This is a genomic window from Pseudomonas sp. ArH3a (genome assembly GCF_022648765.1).
Lineage (GTDB): Bacteria > Pseudomonadota > Gammaproteobacteria > Pseudomonadales > Pseudomonadaceae > Aquipseudomonas.
This window is the reverse complement of record NZ_CP080330.1, coordinates 6,393,450-6,408,666: the sequence shown is the minus strand read 5'-3', so window position 1 is coordinate 6,408,666 and position 15,217 is coordinate 6,393,450. Positions and strand designations below refer to the sequence as shown.

13 protein-coding genes are annotated in these 15,217 nt (G+C 61.4%); 3 read left to right on the top strand and 10 right to left on the bottom strand.

The genetic code is table 11. The features are described from left to right. Positions 1 to 21: 21 nt before the first annotated feature. The 4 genes from K0P33_RS29585 to K0P33_RS29570 form a co-directional block, all read right to left on the bottom strand. Positions 22 to 1,017 carry a FecR family protein gene (locus K0P33_RS29585; RefSeq protein ID WP_242153070.1) on the bottom strand — a complete coding sequence of 332 codons (996 nt, stop codon included), beginning with the start codon at positions 1,015 to 1,017 and terminating at the stop codon, positions 22 to 24. Next, complete coding sequence (locus K0P33_RS29580; RefSeq protein WP_094949492.1) at positions 1,014 to 1,532, bottom strand: RNA polymerase sigma factor; 519 nt, start codon at positions 1,530 to 1,532, stop codon at positions 1,014 to 1,016. Before K0P33_RS29580 ends, K0P33_RS29585 begins: the two co-directional genes overlap by 4 nt. Before the next feature lie 145 nt (positions 1,533 to 1,677). Continuing rightward, the gene (locus K0P33_RS29575) at positions 1,678 to 2,385 is read right to left on the bottom strand and encodes a 3'-5' exonuclease (protein WP_094949491.1); all 708 of its coding nucleotides are present in this window, start codon (positions 2,383 to 2,385) and stop codon (positions 1,678 to 1,680) included. Further along, complete coding sequence (locus K0P33_RS29570; RefSeq protein WP_094949490.1) at positions 2,382 to 4,316, bottom strand: putative nucleotidyltransferase substrate binding domain-containing protein; 1,935 nt, start codon at positions 4,314 to 4,316, stop codon at positions 2,382 to 2,384. The genes K0P33_RS29575 and K0P33_RS29570 overlap by 4 nt, the downstream gene beginning before the upstream one ends. Positions 4,317 to 4,562: 246 nt before the next feature. Between K0P33_RS29570 and K0P33_RS29565 the strand changes: the two genes are divergently transcribed. Then, positions 4,563 to 5,009, top strand: coding sequence for a response regulator (locus tag K0P33_RS29565; protein ID WP_094949489.1), 447 nt, complete (start codon positions 4,563 to 4,565; stop codon positions 5,007 to 5,009). 88 nt (positions 5,010 to 5,097) lie between these two features. Here the strand turns inward: K0P33_RS29565 and K0P33_RS29560 are convergent, their stop codons facing one another. Beyond that, positions 5,098 to 7,275, bottom strand: a complete 2,178-nt coding sequence (locus K0P33_RS29560) for a malate synthase G (RefSeq protein WP_242153067.1) — start codon at positions 7,273 to 7,275, stop codon at positions 5,098 to 5,100. 266 nt (positions 7,276 to 7,541) lie between these two features. Here K0P33_RS29560 and K0P33_RS29555 point away from each other — a divergent pair, with 266 nt between their 5' ends. Further along, complete coding sequence (locus K0P33_RS29555) at positions 7,542 to 8,054, top strand: ACT domain-containing protein (RefSeq protein WP_242153065.1); 513 nt, start codon at positions 7,542 to 7,544, stop codon at positions 8,052 to 8,054. 222 nt (positions 8,055 to 8,276) lie between these two features. Here the strand turns inward: K0P33_RS29555 and rarD are convergent, their stop codons facing one another. From rarD to K0P33_RS29530, 5 genes are all read right to left on the bottom strand, one after another. After that, positions 8,277 to 9,161, bottom strand: coding sequence for an EamA family transporter RarD (gene rarD / locus K0P33_RS29550; RefSeq protein ID WP_094949486.1), 885 nt, complete (start codon positions 9,159 to 9,161; stop codon positions 8,277 to 8,279). A 193-nt stretch (positions 9,162 to 9,354) separates the two neighbouring features. Then, entirely contained in the window at positions 9,355 to 10,329 is a 975-nt protein-coding gene (locus K0P33_RS29545) for a serine/threonine protein kinase (RefSeq protein WP_242153063.1), read from the bottom strand. Positions 10,330 to 10,490: 161 nt separating this feature from the next. Next, complete coding sequence (locus tag K0P33_RS29540; protein WP_094949484.1) at positions 10,491 to 12,389, bottom strand: PhoX family phosphatase; 1,899 nt, start codon at positions 12,387 to 12,389, stop codon at positions 10,491 to 10,493. Positions 12,390 to 12,468: 79 nt separating this feature from the next. Beyond that, the gene (locus K0P33_RS29535) at positions 12,469 to 13,233 is read right to left on the bottom strand and encodes a TOBE domain-containing protein (protein WP_242153060.1); all 765 of its coding nucleotides are present in this window, start codon (positions 13,231 to 13,233) and stop codon (positions 12,469 to 12,471) included. Positions 13,234 to 13,290: 57 nt separating this feature from the next. After that, positions 13,291 to 14,028 carry a ComF family protein gene (locus K0P33_RS29530; protein WP_094949482.1) on the bottom strand — a complete coding sequence of 246 codons (738 nt, stop codon included), beginning with the start codon at positions 14,026 to 14,028 and terminating at the stop codon, positions 13,291 to 13,293. A gap of 92 nt (positions 14,029 to 14,120) precedes the next feature. Between K0P33_RS29530 and bioB the strand changes: the two genes are divergently transcribed. Further along, entirely contained in the window at positions 14,121 to 15,176 is a 1,056-nt protein-coding gene (gene bioB / locus K0P33_RS29525) for a biotin synthase BioB (RefSeq protein WP_094949481.1), read from the top strand. Positions 15,177 to 15,217 lie beyond the last annotated feature (41 nt).

Sequence of the window (15,217 nt, the reverse complement as noted above, 5' to 3'; positions counted from 1 at the left end):
CTATTTCGAAATAACCCTAATTCAGTTATGGCTGATGGACCCACCTTGCGCTGGCCCTGCGATAACCTTGGTCCACCACGGCGTGTGCTGCTCGATCTGCACCGGCAAGGTCGGCAGCAGCGCATTCAGCGCCAGCGTGGTGTCGTGCAGCGGGAAGCTGCCGGTGATGCGCAGGTCGGCCACGCTTTTATCCACACCCAAATAGCCGCTGCGGTAGCGGCTGAGTTCCTTGACCACATCGCCCAGGCGGGCGTTGTCGACCACCAGCATGCCGCGTGTCCAGGCGTCGGCGGCGTGGGTGACGGCAAGCGCAGGGCCGAGGCCGTGGCTGCGCATCAGCACTTGCTGGCCTTGTTCGAAAATCTGTTCCGTGTGCAATGCCCCTGGCTGGGCGGCCACGGCGGACTGCAGCACGCTCAAGCGCGTGGCGTCGTCTTCGCGTTTTACGATGAACCGCGTGCCCAGGGCCCGCAGGCTGCCGTCGCGGGTTTGGACATAGAACGGGCGGGCATCGTTGTGGCCGGTTTCGACAAGGATTTCGCCTTCCTGCAGCACGATCAGCCGGCGTTTTTCATCAAAGCGCACGTCGATGGCGCTGTGGGTGTTGAGGTTGATCAGAGTGCCGTCCGTCAGTTTCAGCGTGCGCTGCTCGCCCGTGGCGGTGCGTTGGTCGGCCAGCCAGTAGTGGATCGGCACGTAACGCTCGCCGGCAAACAACGCCAGGCCGCACACCAACGCGATACTCGCCAAGCCGCTCCCAAGCTTGCGCACGCGCTGGCGAATGCCCTCGCGTGACTGCAACAACGCCGCCCGCGCCGGGCCTGCGGCCGCGCTGAAACGCTGGTCGAGCATGCCCAACTGGCGCCAGGCGCGTGCATGTTCGTCATTGCTGGCCAGCCATTTGGCGAATTCTTCCTGTTCCACAACGCTGCCATCGCCCGAGTCGAGGGACAGTTGCCAGGCAATCGCAGCATCCAGCACACGGGCCGAGACCGGTTTGGAACTGATCGCGGTCACAACGGCTCGCCATACAGCGCGATGTAGCACTGGCGAATGCCCTGGGCCAGGTATTGGCGCACGCGCGGCACTGAAACGCCGAGGCGCTGGGCGATTTCGGCGTGGCCCAGGCCATCGAGGCGGTTGTAGAGGAAGGCGGCGCGGGCCTTACTCGACAGCTTGCCGAGCAGGCGGTCGATGGCCTTGAGGTCTTCGAGGATCAGGTGCTGTTCTTCCGGTGAAGGGTGTTCGCTTTCCGGGATCAGCATTAATTCGGTGAGGTAGGCCTGTTCGAGGGCTGCGCGCCGGAAGTAGTCGAACAACAACCCTTTGGCGATCGCCACCAGAAACGCGCGTGGCTCGCGGGGTTCGCGCAGCTCTTCACGGCCCAGCAGACGCATGAAGGTGTCTTGGCTGAGGTCTTCGGCGCGGCTCGGGCAGGCCACGTTGCGGCGCAACCACGCCAACAGCCAGCCACGATGGTCGCGGTACAACGCGCCAACAAGCTCACTGTGTGGGTTTTGGACCGACGACAAGGCATCACCGAATAAAAGAGAGGTTTAAACTAACGAGAATTATTCGCGATTGTGTCAGAGGCAGGCAGTGGGCGCAATTGGCGTCTGTCGGGCGATCATTCCCACGCTCTGCATGGGAATGCCTCACTGGACGCTGCGCGTCCCGCTAGAAACCGGGCGCTTGTTTACGCCGTTTCCATTGGCTCAAGCGTTCCTGAAGCGCTTGCGGGGAGTCGATGTGCTGCTGGCGCGCACGACTAAACAGGATGAGCATCAACTCCGCCGTGGCCAGGGCATCGGCGCTGGCGTGATGGCGCTCACCCACCTGCAGCTTGAAGTGGCTGATCCAGTCGTCCAGCCCGGCTTCACGGATATTCGCTTCGGGGCAGAGGAGCGGGGCGATGTCGGCAACGTCCAAAAAAACATGGGCGAGGCGATAACCCAGGCTGTCCTTGAGTGCCCGGCACAGCATGTGTTGATCGAACGGCGCGTGGAAAGCCAGCAGTGGGCTGTCGCCAACAAACGCCAGGAAATCCAGCAGCGCCTCGACCGGGTCGCTGCCGGCGGCGATGGCGCTGGGGCCGAGGCCGTGGATCAGCACGCTGGGGCTGAGTTTTGTTTCGGCTCGGTGCAGGGTGCGCTCGAACATTTGCGAGAAATCCACGGCGCCGTCCTCAATCACTACGGCGCCGATGGACAACACCTGGTCACGGTTGAGGTTCAGGCCGCTGGTTTCCAGGTCGACCACTACCCAACGCTGGCTGCGTAAGGCGTTGTCGCCCAGCACTGCGGGTTTGGGCAATTGCTCCAGGCGCCGCTGTTGGACCGCGTCGAGGCCAGGCTTTTTCGTACGCAGCCAGTCGAACAAGCTCACAGCTGATACCGAAAGGTCAGGCTGCTTTGCAGGCGCTGGGCCTGGCGCAGGGATTCACGCAGGATGCGCCGGTCCAGGTGGTTGAGGCTGTCGGGGTCGACTCGGTTGGAGTACGGCTGGTTCTCGCGGGTTTGTAACTGGTGCTGCTGCATGCGGGTTTGCTGGATGAAGTGGTAGGCCTCTTCGTATGCGGCGCCGTCCAAGGGCTCAATGACCTCTTTATCCACCAACTGGCGCAGGCGCTCCAGGGTGTTGTTGGCGTGGATGCCGTTGGCCAGGGCCAGCAGGCGCGCGCCATCCACAAAGGGTGTGAGGCCCTGCACCTTGAGGTCGAGGGTGGCTTTTTCGCCGCCTTTGCGTGTCAGCACAAAGTCCCGGAAGCGACCCACCGGCGGGCGCTGGCGCAAGGCGTTCTCGGCCAGCATGCGTTGGAACAGCCGGTTATCCGCGACCTGATCGAGAATGCCCTGGCGCAATTGCTCGCAACCCTGTTCATCGCCCCACACCACGCGCAAATCGAAATAGATGCTCGACCCCAGCAGGTTCTCCGGCGTCGCCTCACGGATAAATGCCCCGAAGCGCCGCGCCCATTCGGCCCGCGACAAGCACAGCTCGGGGTTGCCGGCCATGATATTGCCCTTGCACAAACTGAAGCCGCACAACGCCAGGCTCTGGTTGATTTGCTGCGCCAGGGGCAACAAACGGCCGCGAATCTCGTCGGCTTCGGCGGCGTCCTTGGCGTCGAACAGGATGCCGTTGTCCTGGTCGGTAAACAGCGTTTGCTCGCGGCGGCCTTCGCTGCCGAAACATAACCAACTGAATGGCACGCCGGGGTCGCCTTTGTCGGCCAACGTCAGCTCGATCACCCGGCACACGGTGTGATCGTTGAGCAGGGTAATAATGTGGGTGATCTGGGTGGAGGACGCGCCATGGGCCAGCATGCGTTCCACCAGTTGGCCGATTTCACCGCGAATCGCCACCAGGTGTTCCACCCGTGGCGCGTTGCGGATGGTGCGGGCCAGGTGCACCAGGTCCACCCGCTGCAGGGAAAACAGGTCGCGCTCAGACACCACGCCGCACAGGCGCTGGTATTTCACCAGGCACACATGGGCGATGTGCCGCTCGGTCATGGCAATGGCGGCGTCAAAGGCGCTGTGGTCCGGGCTCAAATAGAACGGCGCCTGGGTCATATGGCCTGCGATGGCCTGATTGAAGTCACTGGTGCCGTCGGCCACCACTTGGCGCAGGTCGCGCAGGGTGAAAATCCCCAGAGGCGCCTTGTGTTCGTCGACGATCACGATGCTGCCCACCTGCTGCTCATGCATCAGCGTCACCGCCTCGCGCAGCGGCGTGTTCGGGCTGCACGTGACCGGATGGCGCATGGCCAATTCGCCCAGGCGCGTGTTCAATGAGTATTGGGTGCCGAGGGTTTCCACGGCTTTTTGCTGCACCTGTTGGTTCACTTGGTCTAACAGGCTGCTGACGCCGCGCAGGGCAAAGTCGCGAAACGGGCTCGAAAGCGCGAACAGCTTTATAAACGCCGGCTTGTTCAGTTGCAGGCAGAAGGTGTCTTCGGCGGCTTTGTGCTCAGTGCGGGTGGCGCGTTCGCCCAGCAGTGCGGCGAGGGGGAAACACTCGCCGGTGGCGATTTCGAAGGTGGTTTCGGTCGCATCTTGATTCAGCAGCGGGCGTTCGCCGACGACTCGGCCCTGCTTGACGATGTAAAAGTGCTCCACCGGCCCGCCCGACGGCGTGAGGATGCTGTCGCCTTGGCCGTAGAAGCGCAATTGGCACTGTTCGACCAGAAACGCCAGGTGCGCGTTTTCCATCTGGTTGAACGGGGGAAAGCGTTGCAGGAATTGCAGGGTGCCGTGGATGTTCTGCAACACGGCAGTTTTTCCCGCCTGCGTGAAAGCATCAGCTTTACTCATAACAGTGACCGCAGTTTCTTGTCGTTATCGTTCTTTATGGTCGGCCCCCGTGCCCTGGGTGCCCATTGGACGTAAGTCTAGGTAGCGGTAAATCCATTCACGAATAGGGAAAAACCTTACACGACTATCGTCCAAACCCCGTAGAACGCCCACTAGGCAAACTTTCCGACGAAGTGCACATTGTTCGCACTTCCGCAGATGTCTGACGAGTGTGCTGCGAGATTGATGAGAACTGCTGAGAAACGTATGTCCGACCACGATATTTTGAGTGATGCCGAGCGCGAGGCGCTGAGCGCCGTGATGCTGGAGCCCGATCTACCGCCACAACGCGTGTTGATTGTTGATGATGACAAGGACGCGCGCGAACTACTGGCGGAGATCCTGGGCCTGGACGGCATTCGCTGCATGACCGCCGACAGTGGTGAGTCGGCGTGGGATTTGTTGGAATCCAGCAGTTCCATTGGCCTGTTGATTACCGATCTGCGCATGGAGCCCAGCAACGGGCTTAAATTGATCGAGAAAGTGCGCAGTTCCGAGCGCGCGGCGTTGCCGATCATCATCATGTCGGGGGACGCCGAAGCGCCGGATGTGATTGATGCAATGCATTTGAGCGTGGTGGACTTTTTGCTCAAGCCGATTGATAGCGTGAAGCTGGCGAAGATGGTCAAGCGCGAGTTGGGCATGGCTTCCTGATTTTTTGGCTGTGCTCGCGAAAGCGCCAGTCCAATCGCTACACAACTTAGTAAAAAAGGCCCTGATCTCGCGATCAGGGCCTTTTCTTTTACAGGCCGTTTTTAGCCTTGAACTCACGACGCCTGCGGTGCAACACCGGCTCGGTGTAACCGTTAGGCTGCTTAGTCCCTTCAATCACCAACTCCACCGCCGCCTGGAACGCGATGTTGCTGTCGAAATCCGGTGCCAGCGGGCGATACAGCGCATCCCCGGCGTTCTGACGGTCTACCACCGGCGCCATGCGCTTGAGGCTTTCCATCACCTGGGCTTCGTTGACGATGCCGTGGCGCAACCAGTTGGCGATGTGCTGGCTGGAGATGCGCAGGGTAGCGCGGTCTTCCATCAGGCCGACGTCGTTGATGTCCGGCACTTTCGAACAGCCTACGCCTTGGTCGATCCAGCGCACCACATAACCGAGGATGCCCTGGGCGTTGTTGTCCAGTTCGTTGCGGATTTCTTCGTCGGACCAATCGGTGTTGCTGGCCAGAGGAATCGTCAGGATGTCGTCCACCGACGCACGCTCGCGCGTGGCCAGTTCGGCCTGACGCGCGAACACATCGACCTTGTGGTAGTGCAATGCGTGCAGCGCTGCCGCCGTCGGCGATGGGACCCACGCGGTGTTGGCGCCAGCCAGTGGGTGAGCGATTTTCTGTTCGAGCATCGCCGCCATCAGGTCGGGCATCGCCCACATGCCTTTACCGATCTGCGCACGCCCTTGCAGGCCGGTGCTCAGGCCGATATCAACGTTCCAGTTTTCGTAGGCGCCGATCCATTTCTCGGCTTTCATGGCCGCTTTGCGCACCATCGCGCCGGCTTCCATGGAGGTGTGGATCTCGTCGCCGGTACGGTCGAGGAAACCGGTGTTGATAAACACCACGCGCTCGCTGGCCGCCTTGATGCAGGCCTTGAGGTTGACCGTGGTACGGCGCTCCTCGTCCATGATCCCGACTTTGAGGGTGTTGCGCGGCAGGTTCAGCACTTCTTCGATGCGGCCGAACAGCTCGTTGGTGAACGCCGCTTCTTCGGGGCCGTGCATTTTCGGTTTGACGATGTACACCGAACCGGTGCGGCTGTTCTTGCGGCTGCTGTTGCCATTGAGGCTATGGATCGCCGCCAGGCTGGTGAGCAGGCCGTCGAGAATGCCCTCAGGCACTTCGTTGCCGTCTTTGTCGAGGATCGCATCGATGGTCATCAGGTGGCCAACGTTGCGCACGAACAGCAGCGAACGGCCGTGCAGGGTCACGTCCTGGCCGTCCACTCCGGTGTAGACGCGGTCGGGGTTCATGGTGCGGGTGAAGGTCTTGCCGCCCTTGGCCACTTCTTCGGCCAGGTCGCCCTTCATCAGGCCGAGCCAGTTGCGGTAGATCACCACTTTGTCGTCGGCATCGACGGCGGCGACGGAGTCTTCGCAGTCCATGATGGTGGTCAGCGCAGCTTCCATCAGCACGTCTTTGACGCCGGCGGCGTCGGTCTGGCCGACCGGGGTGCTGGCGTCAATCTGGATCTCGAAGTGCAGGCCGTTGTGTTTCAGCAGGATTGCAATCGGCTCGGCCGCTGGGCCTTGGAAACCGATCAACTGGGCATCGTCGCGCAGGCCGCTGTTGCTGCCGCCTTTAAGGCTGACGATCAGCTTGCCATCAACGATCTTGTAGCCGGTGGAATCGACGTGGCTGCCCGCCGTGAGCGGCGCCGCTTCGTCGAGGAACGCACGGGCGAAGGCGATGACCTTGTCGCCACGGACCTTGTTGTAACCCTTGCCCTTCTCGGCGCCGCCGGCTTCGCTGATGGCGTCGGTGCCATACAGCGCGTCATACAGCGAGCCCCAACGCGCGTTGGAGGCGTTGAGGGCGAAACGCGCATTCATCACCGGCACCACCAGCTGAGGGCCGGCCATGCGGGCAATTTCGTCATCGACGTTTTGGGTCGAGGCCTGGAAGTCTGCGGCTTCTGGCAGCAGGTATCCGATGTCTTGCAAGAAGGCTTTGTAGGCCGCCGGGTCGTGGGCCTGGCCGGCATGCGTCTGGTGCCAGGTGTCGATTCGCGCTTGGAAATCGTCGCGTTTGGCGAGTAGGGCTTTGTTCTTCGGTGCCAGGTCGTGGATGACCTTGTCGGCGCCGGCCCAGAACTGGTCGGCAGTAATGCCGGTGCCGGGAATGGCTTCGTTGTTCACGAAGTCGAACAGGACTTTGGCGACCTGCAGGCCACCGACTTGAACGTGTTCAGTCATTGCTTGCCTCACTCTGCGGAGCTTATGCGCTTTTTCAGATTTTCATTATGTAGTGCACGGTTGGGCATACTACATGATGACTTGCGGTTGTGAAAATTAGACTAAATACGTCGTTTAGCGACCCACTTTGGTCGTACGGTCACAGCGGAGTACCGGATGTTCTCAAAAAACTATTCGATTGTTCCAGATAAATATAAAAATGGTACACGATTTGTTTTCGAGGGCTCACGAGTCCACCTTGTAGATTGAATTCAGAGGGCTTCGCCATGGACCATCTTGTACTCACTATTATCGCCGCCGACAAACCCGGGCTGGTTGAACGCATCGCGCAGAACATTGCTGCCCACGGCGGCAACTGGCTGGAAAGCCGTATGGCGCACATGGCCGGGCAATTTGCCGGGATCCTGCGGGTCAGCGTGCCGACAGAAAGCCGTCAGGATCTGGTGAATGCGCTGGAGGACTTATCCACACATGGCATTCGCGTACTGGTGGGCGAGGGCAGCACCGGCCAGGCGTCGGCTGCAAAGGCGATCCTGATGACGCTGGTGGGCAATGATCGGTCGGGCATCGTGCGTGAGATCACGGCGCTGTTGAGCAAGCAGGGCGTCAACCTGGAGCGGCTAAGCACCGACGTGCGCCCGGCGCCCATGAGCGGTGATCCGTTGTTCAATGCCGAGGCGCTGTTGCAGGTGCCGTCGTCGCTGTCGCTTGAGACATTGCAGGCGTCGCTGGAAACCTTGGCGGATGACTTGATGGTGGAACTGCGCAGCGAAGAGTAATTGCCTACAGGGTTATGCATGGAAATCTTGCATGGGCCTGTGGATAACCTGTAGAGACCCGGCGCTATGCCACACCGGCCGGGCCTCTTCCACCGTTGAGCAAAAAACGATCAGTTTCAACGGCTTGTGCACAAATGGCGGGGATCAGGTTGTGGGTAACCTTGGGGTGGATGCCTGCAAGCCACGCCCGTTGTGGCTTGCAGAGGTTTGTATGTTATTTGATCAGCGTTTACGCAGGGTCAGCCACGCATCCAGGCTGTAGACCACCAAGCCGGCCCAGATAAACGCGAAGGCAATCAGGGTGCTCGTTGCCAAGTGCTCGCCGAACAACAGCACCGCTTCAAGCAGCACCAGGGTCGGCGCCACATACTGCAAGAAGCCCAGCGCGGTGTAGGGCAAATGCCGCGCAGCCGCGTTGAAGCACACCAGCGGGATCAGCGTCACCGGGCCTGCGGCCACCAGCCACCAGGCTTCGGACGTGCTCCAGAATTCAAGCTGTGCACTGTGCGCCGACGGGTTGAACAGCAACCACGCCACGGCGATCGGCACCAGCATCCAGGTTTCTACCACCAGCCCCGGCAGCGCCTTGACCGGCGCCTGCTTGCGGATCAAGCCGTAGAAGCCGAACGTCAGCGCCAGCACCAGCGACACCCACGGCAAACTGCCGACCTGCCACACCTGCTGCATCACGCCCACTGCAGCCAGCCCGACGGCCATCCACTGCAAGCGGCGCAGGCGTTCGCCGAGGATCAGCATGCCCAGCAGCACATTTACCAGCGGGTTGATGTAGTAACCCAGGCTGGCTTCGAGCATGCGCCCGCTGTTCACCGACCACACATAGGTCAGCCAGTTAGCCGCAATCAACGAACCGCTGAGTGCCAGGATCGCCAGGCGCTTGGGGTTGTCGCGCAGTTCGCGGAACCAGCCCGGGTGTTTCCACACCATCAGCAACAAACCGCCGAACAGCGCCGACCACAACACGCGGTGCACGATGATTTCGGCGGCAGGAACGCTGGCGATGGCTTTGAAGTAAATCGGGAACAGGCCCCAGATGATATAGGCGCTCAGGCCCAGGATGTACCCTTTGCGAGGGTTGGCGGCTTGCATTGCAGAATCCTTGCTTAGGCAGCTAACAAAGGCGCAATTGTAAGGATTTTTGTCAGGCGATGGGTGATGCTTTTCTGTGGGCGCTGGCTTGCCTGCGATGGCATCACCTCAGTGTGACTGATACACCGATGTGGCTGCATCGCAGCGGTGCGGCGATCCGACAAGCCAGCTCCCACAAGGAGTAGCGGCAGTGTCAGAACAGTTTCAGCGGTTCTTCATTCAGCGCCGACAACTGCTCGCGCAACGCCAACACCTGATCACCCCAATAGCGCTCGCTGCCAAACCACGGGAAGCTGTGCGGGAACGCCGGGTCATCCCAGCGCCGTGCCAGCCAGGCGCTGTAGTGCATCAGGCGCAAGGCGCGCAGGGGCTCGATCAGTGCCAGTTCGCGTGGGTCGAAGTCGTGGAACTCCTGATAACCGTCCATCAATTCCGACAGCTGGCCGAGGCATTCCTGACGGTCGCCAGCAAGCATCATCCACAGATCCTGCACGGCCGGGCCCATGCGGCAGTCATCCAGGTCGACGATATGGAACATCTCGTCGCGGCACATCATGTTGCCGGGGTGGCAATCGCCGTGCATGCGGATGTTCTTGTGCGGCGTGGCCTTGTACACCTCTTCCACCCGCTTGAGCAGGTCGCGGGCCACGGACTCGTAGGCCGGCAGCAGGCTATTGGGAATGAAGTTGCCTTCGAGCAAGGTGGTGAGGGAGTCGTGACCGAAGTTCTTCACCCCCAAGGCTTCGCGGTGTTCGAACGGGCGGGTGGAACCCACCGCGTGCAAACGGCCGAGCAATTGCCCCAGGCGATAGAGCTGATCGAGATTACCCGGCTCCGGCGCACGGCCGCCACGGCGGGGGAACAGGGTGAAGCGGAAACCGGCGTGTTCGAACAGGCTTTCGCCGTTGTGGATCATCGGCGCGACCACCGGCACTTCGCACTCGGCCAGTTCGAAGGTGAAGCGGTGTTCTTCAAGGATCGCTTCGTTGGTCCAGCGCTGCGGCCGGTAAAACTTGGCGATCAGCGGTTCGGAGTCTTCGATGCCCACCTGGTAGACGCGGTTTTCGTAGCTGTTAAGCGCCAGAATGCGAGCATCGCTGAGGAAACCGATGCTTTCGACGGCGTCGAGCACCAGGTCGGGGGTGAGTGTTTCAAACGGATGGGCCATGCGAACTCCTGCGCGCAGCAGGTCGCCGCGTCCGGCTCGGTATGGTAACGCACCAAGGCAGGGATAGGTGGTGACTGTTAGTCCGCCATCGCGGGCAAGCCCGCTCCCACACTTGGAATGCAATCCCCTGTGGGAGCGGGCTTGCCCGCGATGGCTGTCTATCAGGCGCCTACAATCCCGCCGTCATCCCGCCGAATCGCCATCACCGACGAGCGCGGCTTGCCATTGGGCAAATGCTCTGGCCAGGTCGAACCGCCGGTTTCGCCCGGGTGTTGAATCCCCACAAACAGCGTCTTCTGATCCGGCGAAAAGCTGATGCCTGTCACCTCACACGCCACTGGCCCGACCATGAACCGGCGGATTTCCCCGGTGCTCGGGTCAGCACACAGCATCTGGTTATTGCCCATGCCGGCGAAGTCGCCCGCGTTGCTGTAGTCGCCGTCGGTGAGAATCCACAGGCGCCCGGCCTTGTCGAAACCCAGGCCGTCGGGGCTGTTGAACATGTTCTGCGGGTTGATGTTGGACGAGCCGCCCTTCGGCGTACCGGCATGCACGCCGGGGTTGCCGGCCACCACAAACAGGTCCCAGGTAAAGTCTGGCGCGCCGTGGTCGGAGGCGTTGGCCTTCCAGCGTAGGATCTGGCCGTAGACGTTTTTCTCGCGTGGGTTAGGCCCGCCCACCGGCTGGCCGTCTTCGCCGCGCTTGGCGTTGTTGGTCAGGGTGCAGTAGACCTGGCCGTCGGTGGGGCTGACCACGATCCATTCCGGGCGGTCCATGCGCGTGGCTTTGACCACACTGGCGGCCAGCCGCGCGTGGATCAGCACTTCGGCCTGGCTGGCGAAACCACTGCTGGCGTCGATGCCATTTTTGCCATGGGTGAGCTCAACCCATTGGCCGCTGCCCTTGGGGTGGTCGGCGTTGCCGTCGCCTGCGTCGAAAATCGCCACGTACAAGGTGCCGTGGTCGAGCAGGTCTTTGTTGGCCTTGGGGTTTTTGTGGTTGATCTTGTCACGGCTGACGAACTTGTAGATGAACTCACCGCGCTCGTCGTCGCCCATGTACACCACGGCGCGACCGTCGCGGGTTTCAGCCAAGGCGGCGTTCTCGTGCTTGAAGCGGCCCAGGGCGGTGCGTTTGGCCGGGGTGGATTGTGGGTCGAACGGGTCGATCTCTACCACCCAGCCATGACGGTTGAGCTCGTTGGGGTTTTTGGCCAAGTCAAAACGTGGGTCGTGTTGATGCCAGTTGATGTCTTTGCTGGCCGCCACCGCGCCGTAGCGCTTTTGCCCGGCGTCGAAGGTTTGCTGTGGGTTGCTGCTGCCAAAGCAGTCGGTGAAGTTCTCTTCGCACGTCAGGTAAGTGCCCCACGGGGTCTTGCCGTTGGCGCAGTTTTGGAAGGTGCCGAGGGCTTTCTTGCCGGACTTGTCGGCGCTGGTTTTCAACCACTCGTGGCCGGCCGCCGGGCCGCTCAGGCGAATCGGCGAGTTGCCGTGAATGCGCCGGTTGTAGCGTGAGTCCTGAACGAACTGCCAGGTGTCACCTTTGCGCCGCACCTCGATCACCGACACGCCTTCGCTGGCCTGAGCCTTGCGCACGTCTTCGGCCGATTGCGGCGCGCCGCCATGGGCAAAGAGGTAACGGTAATTGGTGTATTCGTTGTTGATCGCCATCAGCGCGCGGTTGTCGTCGCCGGGGAAGGCGAACAGGCTCATGCCGTCATTGTTGTCGCCGAACTGCTGCTCCTGGGCCTTGGCTGTGCCGTTGCCGGACGGGTCGAACGCCGGGGCACTTTTGTGCAGCGGCTGGCCCCAGCTGATCAGCACCGAGGCGCTGTAGCCCGGCGGCAAGGTGATGGCGTCGCTGGTGGCGGCGGCGATGCTGGTGAACCCCAGCAGGGGGCTGGCGCTGGCGGCATTCACGGCGAGGGCGCTACGGGTCAGCAGGTTGCCGCCGAGGAACATCGCGGCACCGCACAGGGCGCCGGCCCCGATAAAACGACGGCGGGTGAGGCCGACGATTTGTTCCAGGTCGGTGGCTTGGTTTTCTTCTAATAGGCTCATCTCAGGCTCCCTACGGTTTTTGCAGATACCTTAAGGAGCACTCGTGACGAAATTGTTGCAGTTTGAAGAGACTCGCCCGCTACACCGGCGTGCCGAGCAGCACATTGCTCGGGGCGAATTGCACCTGGATCGGCTGGCCCTTGGCGGCCTTTAATGCCTTGAGCGCCGCAGGCTGCGCCAGGGCGCATAAAACCTGGCCGTTGGGTAGCGTGATGCGCACCTCGCTGGGGCCATCATCGGCGTCGAAAATCGTCTCGATCACACCGCCCATGCAATTGTGTCCAGGTGTTGCAGCCTGATCCATTGCGAGCAGTTCCAGCCAACCGGCCTTGATCAAGGCGACCACTTCCACGCCGGTCTCAAGTTCCAGGCGTTGCGTGCTGTCGTGGGTGATTTGCGCACTCAAGCTCAAGCCGCCCGATAACTGCAGGCGGATAAGGTCATTGCGGCCATGGCTGTCGATGCCGATGACCTGGCCGTGCAATTGGTTGCGCGCGCTGGTGCGCAGCATCAAGCGGCCCAGCAGGTTGAAGTCGCTGGCCGCTTCGTCGGAGCCGAGCACCTCGGCCTGCAGCACTTGCAGGCGCTGATAAAGGCGCAGCACGCGCTCACCTTCGGCCGTGAGCTTGGCACCGCCGCCGCCTTTGCCGCCAACGCTGCGTTCCACCAGTGGTTTTTGCGCCATATTGTTCAGTTCATCGATAGCGTCCCAGGCGGCCTTGTAACTCAAGCCGGCGCTTTTGGCTGCGCGGGTGATTGAGCCTTGCTCGGCGATGTGCGCCAGCAAGGCAATGCGCTGGGGGCGGCGGATGATGTGTTGGCTGAGGGACGTCGGCAGAGACATGTGGATACGCTTAGATAAGGTCAGCCGACGTTGCAGGTGTGGCGCACGCGAGTCAAGTCATGTACCCGGTTTGGGTGTGCGTGCCAGGCAGTACACGTCGACCTGACGCGCACCGGCCTCCATCAACAGCCGTGCCAGGCTGTGGGCGGTGGCGCCGGTGGTGAGTACGTCGTCGACCAGCGCGAGGTGACGGCCCTGCACCTGGGCGTCGGGTGCCAATGCAAACGCGGCGAGCAAGTTGCGTTTGCGCGTCTTGGCGTCGAGGGCTTGTTGCGCAACGGTTTCATGGGGGCGTAACAACAGATGTTCATCGTGTGCAATAGCCAGGTGTTCACTGAGCCAGCGGGTCAGCATCAGCGCCTGGTTGAAGCCGCGCTGGCGCAGACGTTTACGCGCCATGGGCACCGGCAGCAGGCAGTCGGGGAGGCTGAGTTCAGCGTTGTCGAACCGGTGTTGCAGGTGCTGCCCCAGCAGGCGCGCGAGCAGGTGGCCGAGTGGCCAGCGCGACTGATGCTTGAAGCGGCTGATAAGGGTGTCGACCGGAAAACTGTAGGTCCAGGGCGCGACCACCTGTTTAAAGGCCGGTGGTTGTTTCTGGCATTGGCCGCAGATCAGACCGTCCATCGGCAACGGCAGGGCGCACACCTCGCAGTGTTCCAGTAACCACGGCAGCTCGGTTTCGCAGACGTTGCAGACACAATCGGCCGATTCTGTGGGCTCATCGCAAATTAAACACATCTGGTTGTTTTTTAGCCAGATGTAAACCTCGCGTTTGTATCTAGGTTGACAGTGCATGAATCTTCCTTAAATATGCCGAGCATCCGTGTCGTGACTGTGGGTATTGCCCTTCCCGCAGCGAAAGCCCAAGCATAATCAAGGAATCGCCCATGAGCGCCAGCACCACTGCCACCCTGCGTCACGATTGGTCCTTAGCCGAAGTCAAAGCGCTGTTTGTGCAGCCCTTCAATGACCTGTTGTTCCAGGCGCAGACCGTGCACCGCGCGCATTTCGACGCCAACCGCGTGCAGGTGTCGACGTTGTTGTCGATCAAAACCGGCGCCTGCCCAGAAGATTGCAAATATTGTCCGCAGTCGGGCCACTACAACACTGGCCTGGAAAAAGAAAAGCTGATGGAAGTGCAGAAGGTCCTCGAAGAGGCCGCCCGCGCCAAGGCCATCGGTTCGACCCGCTTCTGCATGGGTGCCGCGTGGAAGCACCCGTCGGCCAAAGACATGCCGTACGTGCTTGAGATGGTCAAAGGCGTGAAGGCCATGGGCCTGGAAACCTGCATGACCCTCGGGCGCCTCGACCAGGACCAGACCGAAGCCCTGGCCCAGGCCGGCCTCGACTATTACAACCACAACCTCGACACCTCGCCTGAGTTCTACGGTTCGATCATCACCACCCGCACCTACGGCGAGCGCCTGCAAACCCTGGCCTACGTGCGTGATTCGGGCATGAAAATCTGCTCGGGCGGCATCCTCGGCATGGGCGAGTCCCTCGACGACCGCGCCAACCTGCTGATCCAACTGGCCAACCTGCCGGAGCATCCGGAGTCGGTGCCGATCAACATGTTGGTGAAGGTGGTCGGTACGCCGCTGGAAAACGCCGAAGACATCGACCCGTTCGACTTTATCCGCATGCTCGCCGTGGCGCGCATCTTGATGCCGCAATCGCACGTGCGCCTGTCGGCCGGCCGTGAAGCCATGAACGAGCAGATGCAGGCCCTGGCGTTCTTTGCCGGTGCCAACTCGATCTTCTACGGCGACAAACTGCTGACCACCGCCAACCCGCAGGCTGACAAGGACATGCAACTGTTCGCGCGCCTGGGGATCTTGCCGGAAGCCCGTGAAGAGCACGCCGATGAAGTGCATCAGGCGGCGATCGAGCAGGCGTTGGTGGAGCAGAAAAGCAGCGAGCAGTTTTATAACGCCGTGGTTTGACACCGACCCACATTGGATTGAGTTCAACCTGATCTACCGAG

What these genes read in the sequence shown, in the direction of transcription:
- K0P33_RS29570 (WP_094949490.1), bottom strand. Translation starts at nt 4,316, where the DNA reads ATGAGTAAAGCTGATGCTTTCACGCAGGCGGGAAAAACTGCCGTGTTG.
- K0P33_RS29565 (WP_094949489.1), top strand. Translation starts at nt 4,563, where the DNA reads ATGTCCGACCACGATATTTTGAGTGATGCCGAGCGCGAGGCGCTGAGC.
- K0P33_RS29560 (WP_242153067.1), bottom strand. Translation starts at nt 7,275, where the DNA reads ATGACTGAACACGTTCAAGTCGGTGGCCTGCAGGTCGCCAAAGTCCTG.
- K0P33_RS29555 (WP_242153065.1), top strand. Translation starts at nt 7,542, where the DNA reads ATGGACCATCTTGTACTCACTATTATCGCCGCCGACAAACCCGGGCTG.
- rarD (WP_094949486.1), bottom strand. Translation starts at nt 9,161, where the DNA reads ATGCAAGCCGCCAACCCTCGCAAAGGGTACATCCTGGGCCTGAGCGCC.
- K0P33_RS29545 (WP_242153063.1), bottom strand. Translation starts at nt 10,329, where the DNA reads ATGGCCCATCCGTTTGAAACACTCACCCCCGACCTGGTGCTCGACGCC.
- K0P33_RS29540 (WP_094949484.1), bottom strand. Translation starts at nt 12,389, where the DNA reads ATGAGCCTATTAGAAGAAAACCAAGCCACCGACCTGGAACAAATCGTC.
- K0P33_RS29535 (WP_242153060.1), bottom strand. Translation starts at nt 13,233, where the DNA reads ATGTCTCTGCCGACGTCCCTCAGCCAACACATCATCCGCCGCCCCCAG.
- K0P33_RS29530 (WP_094949482.1), bottom strand. Translation starts at nt 14,028, where the DNA reads ATGCACTGTCAACCTAGATACAAACGCGAGGTTTACATCTGGCTAAAA.
- bioB (WP_094949481.1), top strand. Translation starts at nt 14,121, where the DNA reads ATGAGCGCCAGCACCACTGCCACCCTGCGTCACGATTGGTCCTTAGCC.